At 47.7% G+C, this 23,944-nt stretch carries 22 protein-coding genes; 15 read left to right on the top strand and 7 right to left on the bottom strand.

The annotated features are described in order from the left end of the window. Positions 1 to 2 precede the first annotated feature (2 nt). The 3 genes from LTAR_RS13225 to LTAR_RS13215 form a co-directional block, all read right to left on the bottom strand. Positions 3 to 1,856 carry an alpha-amylase family glycosyl hydrolase gene (locus LTAR_RS13225; RefSeq protein ID WP_062422746.1) on the bottom strand — a complete coding sequence of 618 codons (1,854 nt, stop codon included), beginning with the start codon at positions 1,854 to 1,856 and terminating at the stop codon, positions 3 to 5. A gap of 386 nt (positions 1,857 to 2,242) precedes the next feature. Continuing rightward, positions 2,243 to 5,674, bottom strand: a complete 3,432-nt coding sequence (locus LTAR_RS13220; RefSeq protein ID WP_062422745.1) for a response regulator — start codon at positions 5,672 to 5,674, stop codon at positions 2,243 to 2,245. A 6-nt stretch (positions 5,675 to 5,680) separates the two neighbouring features. Further along, positions 5,681 to 6,601: a GGDEF domain-containing protein gene (locus tag LTAR_RS13215; RefSeq protein WP_062422744.1), complete on the bottom strand. Its 921-nt coding sequence runs from the start codon at positions 6,599 to 6,601 to the stop codon at positions 5,681 to 5,683. A gap of 119 nt (positions 6,602 to 6,720) precedes the next feature. Between LTAR_RS13215 and LTAR_RS13210 the strand changes: the two genes are divergently transcribed. From LTAR_RS13210 to LTAR_RS13195, 4 genes are all read left to right on the top strand, one after another. Next, positions 6,721 to 7,152, top strand: a complete 432-nt coding sequence (locus LTAR_RS13210) for a hypothetical protein (protein ID WP_062531971.1) — start codon at positions 6,721 to 6,723, stop codon at positions 7,150 to 7,152. Beyond that, positions 7,149 to 7,754: a DedA family protein gene (locus LTAR_RS13205; RefSeq protein WP_062422742.1), complete on the top strand. Its 606-nt coding sequence runs from the start codon at positions 7,149 to 7,151 to the stop codon at positions 7,752 to 7,754. Before LTAR_RS13210 ends, LTAR_RS13205 begins: the two co-directional genes overlap by 4 nt. A 98-nt stretch (positions 7,755 to 7,852) precedes the next feature. Next, on the top strand, positions 7,853 to 8,758 hold the full coding sequence (locus tag LTAR_RS13200; protein WP_062422741.1) for a zinc ribbon domain-containing protein: 906 nt from the start codon (positions 7,853 to 7,855) through the stop codon (positions 8,756 to 8,758). 83 nt (positions 8,759 to 8,841) lie between these two features. Then, a complete protein-coding gene (locus LTAR_RS13195; protein WP_062422740.1) occupies positions 8,842 to 9,720 on the top strand; it encodes a homocysteine S-methyltransferase family protein in 879 nt (292 codons plus the stop codon). Positions 9,721 to 9,728: 8 nt separating this feature from the next. Here LTAR_RS13195 and LTAR_RS13190 read toward each other — a convergent pair whose 3' ends face one another. Continuing rightward, entirely contained in the window at positions 9,729 to 10,964 is a 1,236-nt protein-coding gene (locus LTAR_RS13190) for a TFIIB-type zinc ribbon-containing protein (protein WP_062422739.1), read from the bottom strand. Positions 10,965 to 11,071: 107 nt separating this feature from the next. Between LTAR_RS13190 and LTAR_RS13185 the strand changes: the two genes are divergently transcribed. Next, a complete protein-coding gene (locus LTAR_RS13185; RefSeq protein WP_062422738.1) occupies positions 11,072 to 11,605 on the top strand; it encodes a PadR family transcriptional regulator in 534 nt (177 codons plus the stop codon). A 1-nt stretch (position 11,606) separates the two neighbouring features. Next, positions 11,607 to 12,218 (top strand): GyrI-like domain-containing protein, encoded by a 612-nt coding sequence (locus LTAR_RS13180; RefSeq protein ID WP_062422737.1) that lies wholly within the window; start codon positions 11,607 to 11,609, stop codon positions 12,216 to 12,218. Here the strand turns inward: LTAR_RS13180 and LTAR_RS13175 are convergent. Beyond that, positions 12,215 to 12,637, bottom strand: coding sequence for a secondary thiamine-phosphate synthase enzyme YjbQ (locus LTAR_RS13175; RefSeq protein ID WP_062422736.1), 423 nt, complete (start codon positions 12,635 to 12,637; stop codon positions 12,215 to 12,217). The genes LTAR_RS13180 and LTAR_RS13175 overlap by 4 nt on opposite strands. Positions 12,638 to 12,717: 80 nt before the next feature. On the opposite strand from LTAR_RS13175, the gene LTAR_RS13170 reads away from it, so the two are divergent. The 4 genes from LTAR_RS13170 to LTAR_RS13155 are packed head-to-tail and all read left to right on the top strand — an operon-like array spanning position 12,718 to position 15,383. Next, complete coding sequence (locus tag LTAR_RS13170; protein ID WP_062422735.1) at positions 12,718 to 13,545, top strand: hypothetical protein; 828 nt, start codon at positions 12,718 to 12,720, stop codon at positions 13,543 to 13,545. Further along, the gene (locus LTAR_RS13165; protein WP_062422734.1) at positions 13,542 to 14,732 is read left to right on the top strand and encodes a M28 family metallopeptidase; all 1,191 of its coding nucleotides are present in this window, start codon (positions 13,542 to 13,544) and stop codon (positions 14,730 to 14,732) included. Before LTAR_RS13170 ends, LTAR_RS13165 begins: the two co-directional genes overlap by 4 nt. 4 nt (positions 14,733 to 14,736) lie before the next feature. Then, the gene (locus tag LTAR_RS13160) at positions 14,737 to 15,036 is read left to right on the top strand and encodes a nucleotidyltransferase family protein (RefSeq protein WP_062422733.1); all 300 of its coding nucleotides are present in this window, start codon (positions 14,737 to 14,739) and stop codon (positions 15,034 to 15,036) included. Then, entirely contained in the window at positions 15,036 to 15,383 is a 348-nt protein-coding gene (locus LTAR_RS13155) for a HepT-like ribonuclease domain-containing protein (RefSeq protein ID WP_062422732.1), read from the top strand. The genes LTAR_RS13160 and LTAR_RS13155 overlap by 1 nt, the downstream gene beginning before the upstream one ends. Positions 15,384 to 15,435: 52 nt before the next feature. On the opposite strand, the gene LTAR_RS13150 is transcribed toward LTAR_RS13155, so the two are convergent. After that, positions 15,436 to 16,809, bottom strand: a complete 1,374-nt coding sequence (locus LTAR_RS13150) for a TrpB-like pyridoxal phosphate-dependent enzyme (protein ID WP_062422731.1) — start codon at positions 16,807 to 16,809, stop codon at positions 15,436 to 15,438. A 533-nt stretch (positions 16,810 to 17,342) separates the two neighbouring features. On the opposite strand from LTAR_RS13150, the gene LTAR_RS13145 reads away from it, so the two are divergent. From LTAR_RS13145 to LTAR_RS13125, 5 genes are all read left to right on the top strand, one after another. Beyond that, complete coding sequence (locus tag LTAR_RS13145; RefSeq protein WP_062422943.1) at positions 17,343 to 18,230, top strand: pirin family protein; 888 nt, start codon at positions 17,343 to 17,345, stop codon at positions 18,228 to 18,230. 82 nt (positions 18,231 to 18,312) lie between these two features. Further along, on the top strand, positions 18,313 to 19,326 hold the full coding sequence (locus LTAR_RS13140) for an RDD family protein (protein WP_062422730.1): 1,014 nt from the start codon (positions 18,313 to 18,315) through the stop codon (positions 19,324 to 19,326). A gap of 44 nt (positions 19,327 to 19,370) precedes the next feature. Next, positions 19,371 to 20,204 carry a DNA-methyltransferase gene (locus tag LTAR_RS13135; RefSeq protein ID WP_062422729.1) on the top strand — a complete coding sequence of 278 codons (834 nt, stop codon included), beginning with the start codon at positions 19,371 to 19,373 and terminating at the stop codon, positions 20,202 to 20,204. 212 nt (positions 20,205 to 20,416) lie between these two features. Next, positions 20,417 to 22,396: a chloride channel protein gene (locus LTAR_RS13130; protein WP_062422728.1), complete on the top strand. Its 1,980-nt coding sequence runs from the start codon at positions 20,417 to 20,419 to the stop codon at positions 22,394 to 22,396. A gap of 172 nt (positions 22,397 to 22,568) precedes the next feature. Further along, a complete protein-coding gene (locus LTAR_RS13125) occupies positions 22,569 to 23,012 on the top strand; it encodes a CBS domain-containing protein (protein WP_062422727.1) in 444 nt (147 codons plus the stop codon). Between the two features lie 90 nt (positions 23,013 to 23,102). Here LTAR_RS13125 and LTAR_RS13120 read toward each other — a convergent pair whose 3' ends face one another. Continuing rightward, positions 23,103 to 23,924: a vWA domain-containing protein gene (locus LTAR_RS13120; protein ID WP_062422726.1), complete on the bottom strand. Its 822-nt coding sequence runs from the start codon at positions 23,922 to 23,924 to the stop codon at positions 23,103 to 23,105. Positions 23,925 to 23,944 lie beyond the last annotated feature (20 nt).

Here is a 23,944-nt window from a genome sequence, read left to right as displayed (position 1 = left end):
ATTTAAATGCGATTTCGCAGAATTTGTATTTCCATAGGATTCATCCGTAAATGGACAATACGGACGGGTCCGGTTGTCGTAGCTCCATTTTCCATCTGCACAGATACACGTGAGCCCGATTTGTCAACAATCGGTAGTTCTGTGGCAGCTTCGTGATTGCAATACAGTAAGTCAAAGCATGACGACCGTGCGTTCAGATCATAGTCCACTAAAACGTCTCCTTCCCATACAGAAGAGACGCTGGTGTTAGCCACGATTAAGATTTCTTCATCAGAAAGCAACCGGGAATAAGCCAAAACTCCTTCAACTGTTTTGGATAATCCAAAATGCAGACCATCTCCCGATACAGGTCTGAAATATAACCGCCCGTATCGTAAAGCCGCCTGATTAGCTCTCACATTCGCAATCTTACGTGTTGCCTGATAGAAGGGATGTTTCTCATCAAAGGCATTCGGTTTACCCCATAGAGCTTCACGGACACTTTCCAATTGCTTCCCCATACCGGATAAACCCTGTTCTGTTCCATAATATAAACAGGGAATTCCCAGCAGGGTAAATAGGCAGCCAATCCCAAGGATCACCTGATCATCATATTTATGCGGGTTTTCAGGATCAGTAAAGTAGAAACGGTGGTACTGGTCATGATTATCCAAAAAAGTTACAAAATAGTTGCTGGCTTCACCCTGCGAACTGATGATGCCTTTCTCCGCCTTGCGCCGGTATGTATACATCTCCACCAATTTGGTGGGAGGTAATTGTCCTTTGACTACATCCGGCAGGCGGAAGAAAAGAGGGAAATCAAGTGCGGCATCCACCCCTACAAGATCGCTGGAATCAGATGAACTCCGGCCAATATACTTCGAGATCATATCTTCGTTATCATACACTTCACCAAAGGTAAAGAAGTTTTTCTTACCAATGGAAAGAGCAAATTCTCGAATGTCGTTGCCAAATTCAAGGGCAAAACCAGGTTCAACATATTTCAGCGTATCAATCCGGTATCCATCTGGATCAAACCGGGCAAGAAGATACTGGTATGTCTTTATGAGAATTTCTCGTACGGGGAATATGGCTCCATGAACAGGGTCTAATTCAAAATAATCCGTTACCAGTTCTTTTAACGATGAAAAATCTCCATTTGCTTCATCACCCTGGCCGCGGCGGCGAAAGAATTCATTGCGGCGTAATTCGACCGGCAGAATGGCGGCTTCATCAGGGACATCTAATGGCGGTTCAGGCCAGTCAGACCGGGGACTTCCGTTTACATCGCGCCAGGCAATCCGGTAGGGTTCGCGAACCCAGGGAGCTGTTGAACCAAATCCGGTGTATTCAAAAACATCACCCGTATGATTTAACACAATATCAAAAATGATATATAAACCGCGGGCATGGGCTTCGTTCACCAAACGCTCCAATTCCATCTCAGCAAACCGTGGATCCTTGTGAGCCCGCGCAGGATTGGATGTGAACCGGGGTTCAATCGCAAGAAAATTCTGAATGCCATAACCGTGATAGCTGTACGGGTTGTAATAGCAATTTTTAAGTACAGGGGAAAGCCAGATGGCTCTGAAACCCAGATTTTTTATGTAATCCAGCTTTTGACGGATGCCTTCAAACGTCCCCCCCTGAAATCCGGAAAATGCCATATCCCATGGTTTTCCATGCGGCATGGCGATCGGATTATTAAACCGGTCGATCATGGCAAAATAAATTGGCAGATCACGCCAGTCATCGGGTGATGGAAATGGCCTGCGCATGGTGACCGTACGTCCGTCGACCTCAACACTGATCTGGCGGGGTTTTTTGGCCTGGTCTAAACATACCTGAATACTTGGATCATTAACGCTGGTAATCATTTACCTTCTCCTCCAGGCTCCACCGCCAGACACAACAGGCAGAAACATAAAGCCCTTTCGTTCCCGGCTGCATATGCAGTAGAAGGAGGACGAAAGGGATAGACTTCCGCGGTACCACCTCGCTTCGCCGATTAATTTCGGCGCACTCACACCCGGCCTGACCTACCGGATTGCGCTGTAACGGGCTTCCCGTGCCGTTCTAATCACCATTAATTCTGGCTTTCTTCGGCAGTCGTACCGGTCGACATTCTGTCTGAATCACAGCGGAGATTTCCAGCCGATGATCTCCTTCTCTATCTGTCATGTTCAGACATACTCTTACCGGCGATACAGGTTAAATTGTAGGAGTGATTATACAAAGAAGACACATCTTCGTCAAACGCACTTCATTTTTTCGTCTTATCAATCACAAATTTTTGATATTCCGGGATAAGGCCATCCAGTTCTCTCTGCAGCGCGTCCACCCGACAAGAGCTGTCTTCAGGTATATGCTCCACCGAATCCAATTCAAGATGCTTGGCCAGGTCTGATAGCTGCATGGCACCCAGACTGGCACTGCTGGATTTTAGTGTATGGGCTGCCCGGTGAAAAGCATTCAAGTCCCGTTTTTCGAGGTTGTCCTTCAAATCATCAATGAGTTTCTGAGCATTGGGGAGAAACGTCTGGATCAATTCCACAAGGAATGCATCAGTATCATCACCCATTACCCGATAATATGAATCTAGTGTTTCCCAATTTATATGAGAAGTGTTTTTTACTTCTTTCGTTTTAGGAACAACACTTTCAACTGTCTGTAAAGCTGGTGTTCCTTTTAAGGCACGGACCATTTCATTGATCTGGATTGGCTTACTTAAATAATCATCCATTCCTTCTGCAAGAAAACGTTCCCGGTCTCCCTGCAGGGCATGAGCTGTCATCGCGATAATACGCGGCAAACGATCAGGAGGAAGTAGTTTGTGTAAATGCCGCGACGCTTCAATCCCATCCATTTCCGGCATTTGAACATCCATAAAAATCAAATCATATGGTTGACGTTCCACAGCCTGAAGGACTTCCAGACCATTGGCGGCCAAATCAGCTCTGTAGCCAATTTTTTCCAGCATACGCGTGGCAACCTTTTGATTGACCACGTTGTCATCCGCGAGCAAAATTCGTAGAGGATGGTTCACTCCCATTTGTTGATCGATATCGCTCACGGCATGTTGATTTTCCCGAACGACCACCGGCCGGTTGGCAAATACACTCAACAGAGTTTCCAGAAGGAGGGAGGGCCGAACAGGTTTTGATAGTTGTGCAGAGAAAATTTTCTTCTTTTCTGCAGACTCCTGATGACCCAGGGAAGAGAGAAGAACCAGCGGCAATTTCTTATATCCTGACATTTCACGTATTGCCTGCGCCAGCATAAGGCCATCCATTTCAGGCATCTGCATATCCACAATGGCGGCATCAATAGTTGTAATTCGTTTCAATATTTCTAATGCTTGAAATCCCGAACTGGCTGGAATGCAGTTCATACGCCAGGATTGCAGCTGTCGGTCAAGGATCAACCGATTGCGTTCGTTATCATCTACAACAAGAATTGTTTTTCCCTGTGAAATTGCCAGACAATCCGTAATGACTTTTCGGTTTACATTTTCGGCAACCCGGGCTTTTATGGTGAAGTGGAATGTAGAACCTTTTCCAAACTCACTTTCATACCACATGGTACCGCCCATGTTTTCTGCCAGACGTTTGCTGATGGATAGACCCAATCCGGTTCCACCAAATTTCCGGGTTGTGGATGAATCCGCCTGACTAAAAGACTGGAAAATCCGGCTTCGTGAGGCTTCAGAAATGCCAATCCCGGTATCGGCGACCGAAAAATGGAGCTCATACAGATCATTTTCCAGCGGTTTTGCCTCCACAGACAGGAATACTTCACCTTTTTCTGTGAATTTGATGGCATTACTGAGCAAATTGACTAAAACCTGCCGTAGCCGAGTTGGATCGCTGATAAAAGCAGCCGGCGTGCCCTGGTCAATCAGGTAGAGAAGTTCAAGTTTCTTTTCAGCAGCCCGGGGTGCCATCAACTGAAGGGCTGAATCCACACAATCAGCCAGATCAAATGGAGTGGATTCAATATCAAGTTTTCCAGCTTCGATCTTGGAAAAGTCAAGGATATCATTGATGATGGTCAGTAAATCTTCGCCACTGGTACGAATGGTCTCCACATAATCCGACTGTGTACAGTCCATTTTGGTGTCCATTAAGAGGTTTGTCATACCGATCACGGCATTTAATGGCGTTCTAATTTCATGACTCATATTGGCCAGGAAATCTGCTTTGGCTTTGGCAGATGCTTCGGCATTTTGTTTGGCTTCAATCAATGCGGTAATATCATGATAGATACCAAAATCACCCACCTGTTTTCCATTGACCATAATAGGAACACCGCTGATATCAACATCAATCAGCTTGCCATCTTTGCGGCGGCGTTTTGAGATGACCCGTATGGTTCCACCTTCTTTAACATGCGCTGTCAGCTTTTCACCCTGCGAAAAAGTCTCAGGAGTATTGATTAATTCATCAAAATTCTTTCCCTGAATTTCTTCAAAACTGTAACCAAACATTTCAGTAAATGAAGGATTGATTACCTGAATATCACCATTCATATCCCTGATGGCAATGGCATCCGGGCTGCACCGAACCAGGGTTTCAAAATACTGACGTTCCCGCAAGACTTCATCCATGGCTGCCTGGCGTTCAGCATCCTTTTCCGCCAAAGCCTGGATTGTTGAGTCAAAGGTTTGTGCCAGAAAACCTAATTCACCTTCTTTTTCGATGATCCCTGTCCTGGCTGTTAAATCACCTGACGCGAGTTTTTTAGAAGTTTCCACCAACTTGTCAACAATTCGCAATATTCGCGTTCCGGCAAAGCTGGAGGCAAATGATATGGCCAGAATCATGACAATCAGGTTGATGATCACGTTCTGAACCAGAAGATTTTGTACTGACTCAAGAGCTTTATCTTTGGGAATACCTACCAGAATGTAGTCACTTCCATAGATTGGATCCATACGGGCAAATCCGTAAAAGCGTTCCACCTTATCCAGACCAGTTCCTGTGAAGGATCCCTTTCGGGGCGCATCCTTCATACCAGCCTGGAATTCAGCCCCCAATCTGGAATCTAAATATTCCGCTTTGTATGGATCTCGATATAAAACAGTTCCATCACCTGCAACCAGTGTAATAGAAGAATTCGGTGGAAGCTGAATGCGGTTACGAATGGAATTGATCCAATCCTGGCCGATTAATGCCACGACAATGCCATCTGTCAGTCCAATTTCATTGTAATGAGCTGCAGAGACTGTGGTAAATAATCCTGCACTCCCCCAATTTTTATCCAGCGGCACAATAGCCTGTGCCTGCCCATATATAAGTTTTTGGAACCAATCTGAACTTTCAAGACCTGCAGGAATGGTCAGGGGCACACTGGAGCAAATTCGCTTACCTTCTGTCGACAGTACAACCAGATTGACGATTGTCGGCTCCCGATAGGGTACTGCTTCTGCATATACCTGACAGTAATCCCGATCTTTAACTATCCGGCTGTCTTCAGAAATATTGTATAAAATATGACGCGCATTTTGAATAATTGTCTCAAACTCACGTGCTGCAATATAAGCCTGTTCTTGAGCAGTGATTTCTGCATTTCGCGCTTCCATTTTTGACATGTGTGACATGTTGTAAATGGATAACAGAAAGAAAGGCAGAATAGCACCCATAATGATCAGAACGAACTGCATTTTGAGGCTTGAGAAAATATTCTTTTTCATCATGTCAATTTATTCAGGTGCCTGCAAATCCTTCAAAAAGATACAATCTTTCCCCCGATTTTTGGCCGTATAAAGTGCCTCGTCGGCGGATTGTATCAACCCATCAATTCCATCTTGTATTTTTGTGGTCGTAATCACACCAATGCTAATCTGCAATTGAAGAGGGTCTTTATCTGGTACAGTGAGCACCAGCTTATGAATTCTGGAATGGATACGGTTGCTTACTGCCTCGGCTTGTTCTCGATTGGTATTGGGCAATACAACCAGGAATTCATCTCCTCCCCACCGGGCAGCCCAATCATACGGTCGGACACTTTGTGATATCTGCTCTGCCACCAGGCAAAGTGCCTGATCCCCTACCATATGGCCATATGAATCATTCAGTGCCTTAAAATGATCCAGATCGAGCATCATGATGCTTAATGATCCACCTTCGCGGTAAAACCGGTCGACTTCGCCCTGAAGATGAGAATAAATCGCCCGGCGGCTGAGCAAACCTGTAAGGTAATCGTACATAGCCATGCGTTCCATCTGCTCGCGGGCCCTGTTCAGGTCATCTTCAAGATCCAGGATACGCAAGCCGATATTCACTCTGGCCTTCAATTCGGATATATCAAATGGCTTGGTCAGATAGTCATCTGCACCAGCACTCAAACCGGTTACCACATCCGTTTTGTCTTCTTTTCCCGTAAGGATTATGGCATAGGTGTACCCGTGAAAATGGGCGGATCGTATATTCCGGATTAGATCCAATCCATCCAGATTGGGCATCAGCCAGTCTGTGATAACAAATCTCGGGGGATTAGCCAGAAAATAATCCCAGGCTGATCCTCCGTCGGGAAATTCCAATACCTCCAGACCAAGCCGGGTTATACTGGACCTAAGAATCTGACGTGCTATGGGATCATCGTCGACGATAGCGATTTGCATGGAGACTCCATCATTAAATACCTGATATACAGGTTGCCGATTTATATCTTCAATTTTCCTCTAGACTGTTAAAAATGCCTGTAAAATTACTGTTAAATGAATATAAAAATGAGCTAAACATGGACAATATTCCACCAAAAGAAAACAAAAACAAACTTTTTTCGGGCAAAACAAGATCAATACTCCTGGTTCTGGTCATTCTGGGAGTAATATTGGCCTTTTTTTTCGCCGCCCGTGCCTTTCATGGATTCCAACGTGTTCTGGCTTTCAAGCGCGGTGGAGGTGAAACAAATGTTGAGTTGATCCGCGGATGGATGACGGTTGATTACATCACCAAGATGTATCATGTTCCCCCTGATGTTGTGCTTTCTCCCCTTAATCTGCCGGTACAGGGGAACGAAAAACGCAGTCTAGAATCATTGATCCGCGGATTGCATTCCGATAATCCCAAGGATTTGATGGAAAAAGTAAAAAAGAATATTGATGATTTTCAGCAAAAGGATATGCAACCGGCCCCTGATAATAAACAGCCTCCCCAGGCGCAACCATGAGCGACTGGTACGCCTTTCTTCTAACCTGGGTGGTTGCTTATGGCGCACCGGTTATTGGTGTCATCATGCTTTTTAGTGGAATCGGGATCCCTCTGCCTGCCAGTCTGGTGATCATTGCCACCGGAGCTTTTATTCAACAGGGTATTCTTGATCCCATTCCGACTGCCCTGGTTGGTTTGACTGCTGTTGTCTTGGGCGATTCAATCTGTTATTGGATTGGTAAAAAAGCAGTCACAGTGATTTCACCACGATTCGTCTCTCAGAAGAATTTGCAACTGGCAGGCGACAAATTCGACCGGTTTGGTGGAGCCATGATTGTGGCTACACGATCCATACTTTCCACATTGGCCGTGCCAACAAATCTTGTAGCAGGAACCAGCCATTACCCATTTTTCCACTACCTCGTCTATGATGTGATCGGTGAAGCTATATGGATGATAGGATATGGATACCTCGGGTATTTATTCGGTTCAGCCTGGGAAGATATCAGCGACCTCCTGACCAACCTTGGGGGATTCATGGGGACTCTGGTAATTCTTATCATCATTATTTATTTCTTGGCTCGCACCATGAATGGTGGAAAAAACCTTATCATCAAGTAACTATGGTAAGATTAATTTAAGTTAAGTGTTCGCCTGCCTTCCTGAGAGTTCCCAGGGTTTACATCAGGTCGATTGTCACCTGAACGGGAGTTTGAAAGGTGAAGAGGTTTTTTACTTTTATTTTTTTCCTCAGCCTGATTCTCTTTCCCAATTCTGTAAAAGCACAAAGCGGGATAGAGTTTTCAAAAATGGTGATTAATATCTGGCCCGAATATGACAGGCCGGGTGTTCTTGTGTTTTATCGAATTTCGCTGGCTTCGCAAACAAGCCTTCCGGCAACTCTTTCAATCCGAATCCCCGCAGAAGTTGATAAACCTTTCAATGTAGCTATGAAGGACATTGATGGAAGGTTGGAAAACCTTCGATACACCACCATAACGGAAGGGGATTGGGTTAAAGTAACCTTCACGTCACCTGTTCCAGAAATTCAATTTGAGTATTATGACCCATCCATAAATACTGATGACATCCGGCATGATTTTACCTATCAATGGACTGGAGATTACGGGATCGAATCACTGGTTCTAAACATACAGCAGCCTCTTGAGGCAAAGAATTTCCAGATTCAACCCGCCATGGGAACCGGTCAGGCGAATCCTGATGGATTGACATATTTCGAATCAGTAGTTGGTGAAGTGAAATCCGGCGTGACTTTCACCATCCATATAACCTATGACAAAACAGGAACAGACTTAAGCGCCCCTTCTCAGTCCGTTTCTCCGGTAGAACCTATCACCACCAAGACTATCGGCTGGCAGACACTAAATGAGGTATTACCGTATTTCCTGAGTGGATTGGGATTATTCCTGATTGTCACCGGGGGGTACTGGTACTGGCGATCGGGGAAAACAATCACCACCGCATTCCGTAAAAGATATTCGGTAAGCCGTTTGAAAGATTCAGATGCCGAACCAACCGTTGTCTTTTGTCATAGTTGCGGTCGGAAGGCTATGGCGGGTGATATTTTCTGCCGATCCTGCGGCTCCAAACTTCGCACGGAATAATTGGCGGATGCCTCCGGTTTTCCGGAGTTTTATCGGATGTCCCTCATTATTAATTGGATTCAGTTTTGTTACAGGAGGAAGAAATGTCACGATTTGCTGATTCTTTTTCCGGTCATTCGATTTTAGTTGCAGACGGTGCTACCGGAACACAACTTCAAAAAGCCGGTTTACCCGCCGGTACTGCTCCAGAAAGTTGGAATCTGGATAATCCGACCGCCATCCGCACACTTCATTCAAGTTATAAAGATGCCGGTGCCAATATTGTATTGACAAACACCTTTGGCGGCAGCCGGATCAAGTTGAATCGTAATCATCTGGGGGAAAAAGTTGTTGAAATCAACAGACGGGCTGCCGAATTGGCCAGAGAGGTGATGAAGGATGATGGCCTTGTTTTTGGCGATATGGGACCTACCGGAGAACTCCTCGAGCCTCTCGGATCGTTAAGCTTCGAACAGGCTGTTACTGCCTTCTCTGAACAGGCGGCGGCACTGGCAAAAGGTGGAGCGGATGCCATTCTGATCGAGACGATGAGTGATTTATCTGAAGCCAGAGCAGCCATAGAAGGTGCGAAACAGGCATGTGATCTGCCAGTCATTGTGACATTAAGTTTCGACACACATGGCCGAACGATGATGGGGGTCAAACCCTCAACGGCCATGCAAGAATTATGGCCGCTTGGTTTAGCAGCCATTGGCGGCAATTGCGGCCGCAGTCTGACAGATACCCTTGCAGCCATCGAGGCGATGCACCAGGCGAATCCCCGGGCTGTATTGATGGCCAAACCCAATGCCGGATTGCCGCATTCAAAAGATGGTCAGACTGTATATGAAGTCACACCCGAAGTCATGGCGGAATACGCTTTGAAATTTAAAGATGCCGGTATCAAAATTTTTGGCGGCTGCTGCGGAAGTACACCCGACCACATTCAGGCAGTCGCAAAAGCCCTGAGGACAGCCGGATGAAATTGGAATTAGTCGGTTGAAATGATGCGGGTTTTCCCGTTTTGTCCATTGACAACAGCCGCTCGCTTTGTTTGCGCTTCAAGAAAAATCCATATGGGAACGAGTGTCAGCCAGAATTGCGACACATACAAACCGGACGAATTGACGAAAAAATCACCCGCACGCCGCCCCAATTTATGTTCCATACGCCGGGTCATTTCACGGACGGCTATTTCACGCGCTTCAAGAGCTGCAGAAGCCATTGTCACCTGGTAACCCACTGCCAGGCAGTCCACCAGATATTGCGGTTTATAGGGCTCGATTCGTGAATAATCGAATTCAGATGCCAGGTCAGAGCAGGATTCTAATAAACCATCTACAGCAAGTACCGGCACCATATAGAAATTGATTAATTCATCTCCAGAAAACCGGTCTTCGTTTTCCAGGTCGGTGGTCGGAACGCGCCAGCCTATCGTGCCATTCAACTCAAATTCCCAAACGGGATAAAACGCCGGACGAACATCAAACATCTTGTTAATATCCAGATTTCCGGCAAAGGCTTCTTTTGCTGTGGCAAAGGCCTGAGGATAACCAATTTCAATGGGGATGATGCGCGCCGGAGGAATCATCTGCCGGATGGTATTGAAGTTAATCACCTGCGATGAACGACAGAAAGGACAGTTGGCCGAAATTTGATGCTCTTCGAGGATGAATTCTGCCCCGCATCCTTTACAGGTGAGCAATTGCTGCGCAATCATCTGGTTATGGCCGCTGGCAGTCGCCATAGCCATGATGAAATCATTTCCACTCGCTTGATCGTTGGCCAGAGAAGCCGTTTGCCTTCGGAAGAATTGGCGGGAGCTGCAATATTCACATTCAAGAGAAGAACCATCAGGTGCATAGGTCAATCGTCCGCCGCAATTCGGGCAGGTGAACCGGTCTGATGACGAAGATGCCGTGGTATTTATTTCCTGCTGGTACAGTTCTGGATCAATCAGGTCGCCCGTTTTAAGCTTACCGTCCAGGATCAATAGACGCCGTCGTGCCCGCGGTTCAAATGGTTCTTCGGCCAGAATTGACTCGAGTAATTCCCGTTCTTTTGACGGATCAGAAGCCAGTGTGCTGAGCCAGAACAGGGCATCAATCTTCTGGTCTCTGGGAGGATCCAACCGCAAAACCCATTCCAGGTAAAATCGCGCTTCGCCCACCAACCGCGACTTGGCGGCAGCCACTCCACGCACCAGCAGGTCTCTTGAATTTTCCATTGTCCATTCCGGAGATAGTATTCTTACAGAGTATAGCAAGAATAATTCTCTCTTGACAAACCTGATTTTTATAATATTCTAATATTAGAATATTACAGGATTAGAATATGTATGTCCTTTCCAACCTTGACTATGTATTGCTCATGCTGGCTGCTGAAAAACCGGTTTATGGATACCAGATGGAACAGATCATTAAAGAACGCGGCATTCGTGTATGGACAAATATCGGCTTTTCATCCATTTACCATGGATTAAATAAACTCGAAAACGGCGGTTTCCTTCAATCTCAAAATGAATCAGATGTAGACAGGCCAAACCGAAAAATTTACTCTCTGACGGCTGCCGGAAAAGAAATACTTCATGAAGAAACCTTGCAGCGTCTGGCGTCTCCCCGGTTGCATACCGGTGATTTTGACCTTGCCCTGTGCTGCCTTCCAATACTCACAAAAAAAGAAATTCGCAAGTCCCTTGAATTTCTGAAGGAAACATTGGCTGAACGCATTCGGGAAGTTGAAAATAAAAAAGCTTGCCAGGAGCTCTCTTCTTCACCTCATGTGACATTGCTCTTTGATCACAATCTGCATGCCATGAAATCCGAATATGAGTGGGTCCTTTCTTTAATCGAATCCCAAGGAGGATAAAATGACTCTCAATCCCAAAGAATTGATCAAAACCTGCTATTCTCCTTCGGCAAAAGAACCACAGATCATCACCATTCCCCCTATAAAATTCTTAATGATTGACGGTCATGGAGATCCCAACACCAGCCCGGTATATTCAACCGTTATTTCGGCTCTGTATACCATGTCTTACACAATCAAATTTGACCTGAAGAAAACCGGAGTCGAGGATTACAAGGTCTTTCCATTGCAGGGTTTGTGGTGGTCAGACAATATGGATGATTTTCTATTAGGGAATAAAGATAACTGGGACTGGACGATGATGATGGCCCAGCCCGATTGGGTATCTGTCGAACAGGTAGAAAAAGCTCTCCACAAGGCATCTGCCAAAGTGGAAAAATCTGTACTGGAAAAAATTCGCTACGAAACCTATGACGAAGGTTTGGTTGTGCAGATGATGCATATCGGTCCATACAGCGCCGAAGGTCCCAATATCCAGCGCATCCATGCCTTTGCACAAAACCATGGGTACGGATTACGCGGCAAACACCATGAGATTTATCTGGGCAATCCCCAGCGATCAGCCCCCGAGAAACTTAAAACCATACTCCGTCAGCCAATCCAAAAAGTTTAGGTAACTTTCAGGCAGCGTACCAGCACTTTTCGCAGCATGGGTGACTGCCGGTGCTCGAACAGGTATACACCCTGCCAGGTTCCCAGGCTTAACTTTCTTTGATCGATCGGAATGGTCAGGCTGTTATGGCTGATTACCGCACGCATGTGGGAAGGTGAATCATCACCACCCTCCAGAGTGTGCTTATGCCAGGACTGGTTCTCTGGAGCTATGCGTTCAAAGAACTGCTCCACATCAGCCCTGGCATCCGGGTCATAACACTCACTGAGCGCCAGAGATGCACTGGTATGTGGTACAAACAAAGTGCATTGCCCTTCTTGCACCTTCCATTCTGTGAGCAGCTCCTGAATGTTTTTTGTTATCAGGTACATGCCTTTGCCGCGGGTTTCAAAAGTGAGAGTATCTTTTAACCAGTCCATTCAGTCAATTCTTTCTTCGGTAATTTGGTCAAATTATACCGTTTGGTTCATTCTGTATAATTACTCGCAGATAACTGATTATGAATCCATTTACTTCACTTTATTTTGCCTGGATGCGTTTGCGGAATTCACTCGATTTCCCCATTCGTCAGCATCTCCATTTTTCCTCGCGGCCTGTTATACAAACAGTGAAACACGCGGTCAATATTCTTGACACGTATCCACCTGAAGAACAGGCCCGGGTAAACAGTCAGATTACCCGTCTGCGAGCACAGTATCATTTTGATTATTATGAAAAGAACCACAGGGTGGAAGAAATAAAAGAGAATTTCTTCTACCTCGCCATGCTGGATTCAGCCTTCGAGCAATCACAAACTGCCTTTCCTCCAAGTGTGACGGCAGCCGATATCGGCCCTTCATCGTGGTTTTATGTGCACGCCCTGCATGCGGCATTGACCTGGTACCAATCATCGGTGCCGCGAACCGTCCATTTGACCGGTTATGAAATGGATGCCTTCCGCCTGTATTCCGATTTTCACACCCGCCGGGATCATGCCCTGGGCAATATGCAGGGGTTGGCAGGAATAGAATACAGTGAAAAAGGATTTGAGATCCTGCCCTCCACCTGTGATCTGATCACCCTGTTCTTTCCCTTTGTTTTCCTTAAAGATCATCTGGAATGGGGGCTTCCCGGCAACCTGTTCGAACCCATGGACCTGCTTAATACCGCCTGGAACAGCCTTAAACCGGGCGGTCTGTTGCTCATTGTTAATCAGGGACTGGAAGAGCATACAGCCGAGTTGAAGAATCTGGAACATCTGGGGATAAAACCAACCGCCTCTATACGCATGGAACCACTTTTATACTCATATCCGTTGGAACGTTTTATTATTACGGCAAAACGATGAGCCTCGAACCGGAATTACTTCAGCATAAAACCATGGAACTCCTCACCCATCTGGTGGAAGAGATTGGTCCCCGCCCGGCCGGATCGGCGGCTGAAAAACACACGCTTGACTGGCTTGAAGAGCAATTCCGCCAATCCGCCCTGGATACAAGGCAGTTCCCCGTTCGTTACCAACCCGAACCGGCATTCTTTCCTTATTACAGTGTAGCCGCCGCCGGTTTTGCCCTGGTTGGCCTGACTTTATCCACAAGCGGCTGGGTTACTCTTCTCCTTCCATTATTAATTTTGCTGTTACCCGAGTGTATGTTATTCCTACAGGAAAAGCTGTTGCCATATAAAGACGGATCGGCCAATCTTCTGGTAACACCGAAAAATACGTCTTATCAAAACCTCGATGTAATTTTCTGCGCTCATGTTGACTCTGCGCGGGCGGTACCAGACGGTCCAGCACTTTGGAAGAAATGGCGCGACAAATCGATCTACACCATGATGCGAGTGGCCAATATCCTGATCATTCCCGGATTATTTCAATTCATGGGTATTGATATCACCGGATTATTCCTCACGCTCGGGCAAAGTTTGGCCTGGGGTATGGCCGGTCTGCTACTTATTCAAGATATCTGGGAAGCGGCCTCCTCACGAGGGCGATTTTCACCCGGGGCAAACGACAACGGTTCTGGGACGGCTCTGTTGGCGGCATCAGCTCTGGCGTTGGCCGGTGACACGCCGAAGAATTTACAGATCGGTTTCCTCTTTACCGGGGCAGAAGAAACCGGGCTGCACGGTGCACGTCAATTTGCCAGCTTCATGGTGGAAAATCAAATGCATGCAGCTGTCATCAGTGTAGATATGATTGGCGCCGGAAGCGGAATGCGTATCACCACCCAATGCGGTACCCTCCGCCCGATTAAAACAGATCCAAAATTAAATGAATCCATCAAGCGGGCAGACCCGCTGGCAGTCTTCCATGCTGTACCCCGCCGTTGGGGTGATTTTGTCCCCTTTGCCCGGGCTGGTTTTTCTACAGCCCATCAGGAAAACACGGGGTCACCCCTCTCCTGGGCAACCTACCATACCCCAAACGATACATTATCGGTGATTGACCCGGATCAAATGAAGCACATGGCTGAGGTAATCACCCAACTTATCTGGATTCTTGAAAAAGACAAATCAAATCCTGTAGAATAATGAAATGAAAAAGAATCTGACTGATTATGTGAAAATACTGGAAGCTTTAAAACCACTTCTCTGTGAAAATTTTTCTATTTCAGACATTGCTGTTTTTGGTTCCTATGCAAGAGGGGAAGAGAAACCCGAAAGCGACCTGGATATTCTCGTAACATACACAAAAACGCCAGATCTATTTGATCTGGCGGCATTAAACCTTTTTCTTGAAGAAAACCTCAAGATTAAGATTGATCTTGTCCCAGATATGAATTTACGGCCTCAATTTGCCAGGCACATTTATGAAGAAATGGTCAAAATAACCTGATGCCTAGAGACTTCAAGGAATATCTCGTTGATATTTTACAAACAGCCAGGTCAATCCAAAATTTCGTTTCGGATATGACATATGATGATTTCATCGCGGATGAAAAAACTGTCTTTGCCGTTATACAGGGATTTGAGATTATTGGTGAAGCAGCTAAGAACATTCCAAAAGACATTACGGATATCTACCCTGAAATTGACTGGTCGGCCATGTCAAAAATGAGAGACCTGTTGATTCATCACTATTTTGGGATTCAACATTCCATCATCTGGGAAACTATAAAAAAACGTATCCCATTATTAATAGAAAAATTACCTGAAATACTAAAGGATTATGGATCAGAATAACAGAGAAGGTGGTCAAATAAAAATCTGACCACCTTCTTTTACAGAAACTACCTCAAGCGACCATCGGAACTTTCGGCAGGTGATTCGGGATATCGGCAATCAGTTCATCTGGGTAAGTAGAATCGCCCAATTCGCCCTGTTTGTAGGCGTTGTACGCTGTAAGGTCAAAGTGTCCATGACCAGACAGGTTGAATAGAATGGTGCGTTTTTCGCCTTTTTCCTTGGCATCGAGAGCTTCTTTGATAGCCGCGCAGATAGCATGCGCAGATTCAGGGGCCGGCAGAATGCCTTCAGACTGGGCAAACGCCGTAGCCGCCGCGAAAACGGATTTCTGATCAACGGCTGCTGCCTCAATATACCCGGCGTCCACCAGCGACGAAAGCACAGGCGCCATACCGTGGTAACGCAATCCGCCGGCATGAATGGCCGGAGGCATGAAATCATGGCCGAGGGTATGCATCTTGACGACCGGTGCCATTTTTGCCGTATCACCATAGTCAAAAGCGAAAATACCCTTGGTGAGCGAAGGAGTAGCAGTCGGTTCCACGGCCAATAATCTGGCCCGCTGACCGTTCTTCAGGTTTTCGCGCAGGAATGGGTAGGCGATGCCGGAGAAATTGGAGCCGCCGCCCACGCAGCCAATCACCACATCAGGATACTCACCGGCCAGGTCCATCTGTTTGAGGGCTTCTTCACCGATGATGGATTGGTGCATACACACATGATGCAAAACCGAACCCAGGCTGTATTTTTTAGTGCCATTCGATTTGGCGGCCACTTCCACCGCTTCTGATATGGCCAATCCAAGAGACCCGTTGCAATTGGGGTCTTTGGCCAGCATGGCACGCCCTGCCTCGGTGCGGTCACTCGGACTGGCATATACCTCACCGCCATAGGTTTCCATAAGGAAGCGGCGATAGGGTTTCTGGTTGTAAGACACCTTGACCATGTAGACTTCCACCGGCAGGTCGAAGAATTTGCCCGCCATCGAAACGGCTGACCCCCACTGCCCGGCGCCGGTTTCAGTGGTCAGGGCTTTGGTTCCGGCGATCTTGTTGAAGAAAGCCTGCGGCACGGCCGTGTTGGATTTATGGCTGCCGGAGGGCGACGTCCCCTCGTACTTGTAGTAAATATGGGCCGGTGTTCCCAGGGCTTTTTCAAGCCGCGCGGCACGCATGAGGGGGGTTGGCCTCCAGAGTTTATAGATATCCAGCACTTCCTGCGGGATTTCAATATACCGTTCTGTGCTGATCTCCTGCATGATCAAATCCATGGGGAAAAGCACGGAAAGAAAATCCGGTGTCACCGGTTCCAGTGTTGCAGGGTTTAGCACCGGGTTCGGCGCCACCGGATTATCTGCATTAATGTTGTAATAAAAACGCGGAATATCATTCTGGGAAAGATCGAAACGAATTTGGTCTGACATGGTAAGCCTCCTGAAATATTGGGTGGAAGATGGTTTAGTTAGGACAACAAACAAAACAATGTGATGGGGCACCTCCTGAAAACAAAAAAAACGCATTCATCCCTTGTTAGGGACGAATGCGTTTGCATCCGCGGTGCCACCCTGGTTAGGCTGCTGTTGTAGACTTTAACAAAAATCCCCCGGTGACGGCGCACGGGGGAAAATAAAAGCCAGCCTCACTCATTCAAGTACGGCAGAAATTCTGCGATACCTTTTACCCTGATAACGGTGGCAATTCCGGCACGAGGTACTTGACGTAAAGTCGTTCTCCCTGCGACTCGGAGGTCCATTCGGCGTCATTGTACGGGCAGGCTCTCACCACTTCTCCATGCTCTCTGTACCGCCTCGACGGCGCTTACTCGTCCTCGTCAAAGTCTTTTGACGTATTTGTGATTATTGTAGCGGGAAAAATGGATTTGTCAAGAGAATCTGGATTTTTGTTAATAAATTCCGCTACAATGATCAAGGAAAATTATTTACAAAAGGGGCACGCGATGAACAACCGCAAAATCTTCCGTGTGACCAAAAGCCAGCCGACTCTCGAAGGCGCCGGGGTACATCTTCGCCGGGCATTCGGCTTCGGCGCCACCGAACTGTTTGACCCCTTCCTGCTGCTCGATGACTTCCGCGGTGACCAGGCGGAAAATTACATCAAGGGATTCCCCTGGCACCCCCACCGCGGCATCGAAACCATCACCTACCTGACGGTCGGTACAGTGGAACACGGCGACAGCCTGGGCAATCATGGGGTGATCGGCCCCGGCGATGTGCAATGGATGACAGCCGGGAGCGGGATCATTCATCAGGAAATGCCCAAAGCATCCGCCGATGGGCGTATGTACGGGTTTCAACTGTGGGCCAACCTGCCCAGCAGCCAGAAGATGATGGATCCCCGATACCGTGATATCAAAGCTGCCGCAATCCCGGTGGTGACATTGGATAACGGCGTGGTCATAAAGGTGATCAGCGAATCGGTGAAAGATATCGTCATCGAACCGGAATATCTCGATGTGACCATCCCCGCCGGTGAAAGTTTCACCAACCCCGTGCCGCGCGGTCACACGTGTTTTGCGTATGTCATTGGGGGCCGTGTACGTTTCTGCGAAGAACAAGATTGCTTTGACTACTCATCATCAGGTGAGAATTATTTCGACTTCCTGAACCGTGATCCGTATCTCGGCAATCACAGTCTGGTGGTATTCAATGACGGCGATACTGTTCAGGCTACCGCCGGCGTTGAAGGTGCGCAGTTCCTGCTCATTTCCGGGAAACCGCTGCGTGAACCGGTTGCCTGGTATGGCCCTATCGTTATGAATACACAGGATGAACTGCGTACGGCCTTCCGGGAATATCAGGAAGGGACTTTCATCAAGAAAAAATAGTCCGGGCATCTCTGCTACAATGATGCTTTAATGTTCTGTATCGGTCACTAAAATTATCTTTCCAGGAATTTTTTTATACATCATGCAGGATTCTCATCAAGAACAGGCTGAAAACCAGCCGACACCATTGCCAACTGATACGCCGATTGCCAGTCTCTGGCAGCGCTTTGCCGCCTGGATGGTTGACGCCATTCTTCTGGGTTTGGCAGGTCAGGCTCTGGGGTGGTTGTTCGCAGACTGGCTCTTTACCATCGGCCCCTATGGCCGTCTTTTGGGTCTGCTGATCATTCTTCCATACTTTGGACTGTTGAACTCGTCCGTTGGCAACGGTCAGACTGTAGGAAAACGACTGATGAAAACAACCGTCAGCGATGCCAATGGACGGCCAATTACTCCGTTAAGGTCGCTGGCACGCACCACCCTGCTGGTACTCCCTTTCCTGTTGGGTGGTTGGGCTTTGCCTGCGTTTGAAAACAGAGTTTTAGCCTTCTTATCTGCATGGATCCTGTTCGGACTGGGCGGCGCCATCCTGTACACGATGATCTTCAACCGGGGTGCCCAGCAGGGTTTCCACGACCTGCTTTACCAGACGTATGTGATTAAAGTTAACGCAGTGGCGGAAGTCCCCCTACCCCGCACGAAGAGCGTCCACTGGGCGTTTGCCGGTGTCTGGATGCTGCTAACTGCCATTTTCCTGTTCTTTCTTCAGGCTGATAACCCATCCTACATTCCGAATCCTTCTTCAACCCGAATCAGGGAAATTCAACAAACCCTGGCGTCTGATCCCCGTTTTTTCACCGTTACCGTCCGTGATCAAACCATCACACCGGAAAAAGATCCGGCCTACCGGTCGCTGGTCATAGATGTGTGGACAGTCGGTCAGTTGCCGGAAGACAGCCGCTGGGAGATTGCCAGAAGAATTGCCGGGCAGGCTTTGCACAACATGAAGGGAATTGATGAGTTTGACCAGATTCAGGTCAAACTCACGTACGGTTATGATATCGGTATTGCCAGTTATTCGTCGGGATTCTGGTATTCCAATCCGGTGGAGGAATGGCAATCCATTCTTGTCGAAAAATCATCCACCGGGGGATAAAACCGATCCCTTATTTCCTGCCTCTTTGCTGTTAAAATTCCTCCATGCCCAACACCATCTACTTCGGGGATAACCTGCCTGTTCTTCAATCCCTGCCAACCGAATCCATCGACCTTATATACATCGATCCGCCCTTTAATACCGGCCGGACACAGACCCGCACGCAGATCCGCACGGAACGCAGTACAAATGGTGACCGCACCGGGTTTGGCGGACGGCGATACGAGACGATAAAAATTGGTTCGCGTGGGTATGCCGATATTTTTGACGATTACCTGTCATTCCTTGAGCCGCGTCTTTCAGAAGCGTATCGTCTTTTAAAAACCACCGGCAGCCTGTATTTCCATATCGACTATCGCGAAGTGCACTACTGCAAAATTTTGTTGGATATGATTTTTGGGCGGGAGTGCTTTTTGAATGAAATCATCTGGGCGTATGACTACGGCGGCCGTCCAAAAAACCGCTGGCCGGCCAAACATGACAATATCCTGCTGTACGTCAAAGACCCGGAACAATACACCTTCAATCAAGATGCTGTCGATCGCATTCCGTATATGGCACCCGGGCTGGTAGGTGAAGTCAAGGCAGCCAGGGGAAAGCTGCCCACTGACACCTGGTGGCATACGATCGTGGCCACAAATGGGAAAGAAAAGACCGGATATCCCACTCAAAAGCCGCTTGGTGTGCTGCGTCGAATCGTTACGGCTTCGTCCAATCCAGGAGATACGGTCCTTGATTTCTTTGCCGGCAGCGGAACTACAGGAGCTGCCTGTGTGGAGCTTGGCCGTCAATTTGTGCTTGTGGATAATAATCCGCAGTCCCTGGATGTGATGCGAAAGCGGTTTGCCGATATTCCTGACATTGTGTGGGTGGGTTAACCCTCCACTGCCTGAGCCTTTCCCTTCTTCCGCTGCCTGAGCCTGTCGAAGGCAAGTGCCTTGGGCTTCGACGAGCTCAGCCACCGGGTTGAGTTTTCCCTTCTTCCACTGCCTGAGCCTTTCCCGCCTTCCGCTGCCTGAGCCTGTCGAAGGCAGTGTTCTGTTATGAATCGAGACAATTATTTAAGTGCTAAAATCGGTTGGCTATATCGATGAAAGATACTTTATTTACCCGATTATCAAAACCATTTTCTACTCAAACCCTCACCCTTTCGCTGTTGGCTGTTCTTGTCGGTGTTCTTACCGGCGCCGCAATATGGCTGTTCAAATGGTTAATTGAGTATGCCCATCGTCAATCCTTTGGATTGGTTTCAGGCTGGATGGTTGTCCTCATTCCGGCTGCCGGTGGATTAATCGTTGGATTGTTGACCCGATATTTTGATTCGGGCAAATCTATGCACGGCACAGCCGGAGTCATGCAGGCTGTTGCCTTAACGGGCGGCAGAATCCACTATCAAAAAACGCCTATCAAAACAATACAGGCCATAATTTCCATTGGCTCCGGAGCATCCCTTGGACCTGAAGATCCATCCGTCCAGATTGGGGCCAGCTTTGGTTCCATATTCGGGCAATTACTTCACCTGTCTGAGGAACGGACGGCAGCCCTGGTGGCAGCCGGTGTAGCCGCTGCCATAGCAGCCGCTTTTAATGCACCCATTGCCGGTGTCTTCTTTGCCGTAGAGATTATTCTGGGAGAAATCAGCACCAGCGCACTCACGTTGATTCTGGCCACCGCTGTTTCCTCGGCTGTTTTCACACAGGCAGTCTCCGGAACGTCCCCTGCTTTTCCCATACCAGCCTATGCCTTCAATTCAGTCTATGAGCTTCCCCTTTACTTAGCCCTCGGTTTACTGGCCGCTCCAGTTTCAGCACTGTATATTCGATTAATTGATAGTTTCCGTCGTCTTTTCTCCCAATGGAATATTGCCAATCTGGTAAAACCTGTAATATCCGGCCTGATTATCGGTGCCGTTGGATTGGTCATTCCCCAGGTGCTGGGAACCGGGTATGAAACGATCGGCCAGGTTTTAAATAACACCTCATTCGACCTAAGAGTACTCGCCATCCTGATGATAGTCAAAGTGATTCTCACACCATTCAGCCTGGGCGGCGGATTTGTCGGGGGTGTTTTTGCTCCGGCATTGTTCATCGGTGCCACGCTGGGTGGCGGATTTGGAGCCTTGATGAACCTGTGGTTTCCGAATATTGGGCTCCATCCGGCTGCATTTGCTCTGGTGGGCATGGCAGCCGTTCTTTCCGGTACCGTCCGAGCACCATTAACCTGTATTCTCCTGTTGTTCGAAATGACCAATGATTACCGGATCATTTTGCCGCTTATGTTTTCAGTGGCAGTCAGTTTTGCCGTATCCAGAAAACTGCAGGCAGATTCAGTGTATGAAATGGGGTTGGCTGAACAGGGAATCCGGCTGGATCGCGGCCGGGACATTGAAATACTAAGTACACTGACAGTCAGTGAGGTGATGCGCTCTGAGCCCGAGACTCTCTCTGATACAACCAGCCTGGATGAGGCGGAAGAGATTCTTCTCAAGTCGCATGAAAACAGTCTTCCGGTGTTGAACGATCAGGGTTTTCTTGAAGGTATACTCTCCATTCAGGATATAGAAAAAGCAGATGCCAGGCTGGTAAAAGATGCCTGCAGCAAAAAAGTAGAAGTCGCTTATCCTGAAGAGACGGTAAATCTGGCACTTCGCCGAATGAGTAAAAGGGATATTGGAATGCTGCCGGTAGTGAATCAGCATAATCCCGGAGAACTTCTGGGAGTACTTCGAAGAGCCGATATCATTCATGCCTATACCATTGGACTCTCACGCAGGGCATCGCAGCGCCACAGGCAGGAAGCAGTCCGGCTTGACGGACTGACTCCACCACAGGTACAGGTATTTGATGTCACAGTTCAAGAAAAAGCGTCCATTGCGAACAAGAAACTAAAAGAAATTCCTTTTCCACCTGAATGCATCATTGCCAGCATCCGCCGGGGGAATCAGGTTTTCATTCCCCGTGGTGAAACAACCATATTTACCGGGGACATTCTGGTTATCGTAACCAAAAGCAATCTCTATGACCTGATTTTAGGAATGTGTAAGACTGTTTTTGTAGAATCAGAATATTAATCGACCCGATACGAATTCTTTTTATTACCTGTTGGCGAAATTTCCGAATTGCATTTTTCCTCTGCTTCCTGTAGTATATCCATAATTATCATGCAGTTGCACTTTTGTTGGTTTGATCGTCTGTTTTTCTATACAGATCGGAGCAATCATTCTCGATAACAAGGAGCAAACCATGGTTACAGTCCGAGACCTTTTACGGAACAAAGGCGGCGATGTCTGGTCAGTTTCACCGGAAACAACAATGATTGACACTCTCCATCTGCTGGCAAAAAAAGATGTCGGCGCATTAATGGTCACAAAAGAGGGGAAAATCGTTGGTGTTGTTTCTGAACGGGATTTCGTTCGCTCAATTGCCCAAACAGGCCAATGCCTGCTTTATTCGACAGTTGAACGTTATATGACCACTGAAATCTCGACGGTTACACCCGACCAGAGTATTGAACAATGCATGCAATTGATGACTGACAGGCATATCCGGCATCTTCCGGTGTTGGAAAATGAAAAATTAATCGGGGTGATTTCGATCGGTGATGTTGTACGCGAATTAATCTCCAACAAACAACTGACCATCAACCAGCTGGAAGATTATATTCAAGGCCGCACTTATCCTGCATAAATTTCAACCCATGTATTCCGGGTGATTCAAATAAAAACCGGGGTCGAAAATCTCTCTCCAACCTCGGTTTTATCTATGCAACAGACACTCTTATTTAGCGCCGATACCACCCATTGAAACCGTACCAATGGCTGACATTTCATTGCGTACTGTCTGATAAAGGTTTTCTGCCTTCAGATCGGTGATCGTATAGCAGGGAGCCTGCAGGTGGTCGGCCAATACCTGTGCCAGTCCCTGATCGAAGGCCGCATGCTCCATATTGACCACTACACTGTGGATTTTTTCTTCCGCGAGTAAATCGGCCAGCATGTTGGACTCGTCCTGAGGTGACATATGCCCCATCGAAACATTACCGGCCCCGTCCGTCAGAACAATCAATAATGGCTGCACTTCAGGATGCAGTGTTGATTCACGGTGCAGCACCTCGAGTGACATCTGTAAACCAGCCGGTAAGGGTGTTTTTCCGCCTACCGGAATTTCAGAAAGCGCCCGTTGAGCCAGTTGAACGGAATTGGTTGGCGGCAACACAAGGGTGGCCCGGTCTTTCTGGAAAACGATCAGACCCACACGGTCGCGGCGCTGGTAGGCATCGGTCAAGAGCGAGAGTATAGCGCCCTTGGTGGCAGCCATACGTTCTGCCACAGCCATTGACCAGGAGGCATCCACCAGAAATAGGACCAGGTTGGCCGCCCGGCGAACCCGAACTTTGCGCATGTAATCTGCCGGTTTGACGGCAAACGCCACCCGCCGCCGTTGTTCTGAACGGTTGCGCTGGTATGGTGCTGCCGCCCGAATGGTGGCATCAAACGCCAGATCAAAAGCCTTACCCGGTGTGGGGCGCGCCTGAACATATCGGCCGCGCGCCTGTTCTGTCTTGGTACGTGAACGCCGTCCACCCTGCTTGCGGATCATCTGGTCAAGCGGGGTATCCA

This window comes from Leptolinea tardivitalis (assembly GCF_001050275.1).
Classification (GTDB): domain Bacteria; phylum Chloroflexota; class Anaerolineae; order Anaerolineales; family Anaerolineaceae; genus Leptolinea; species Leptolinea tardivitalis.
The sequence above is the reverse complement of the archived record's forward strand: the minus strand, read 5'-3'. Positions and strand labels throughout refer to the sequence as shown.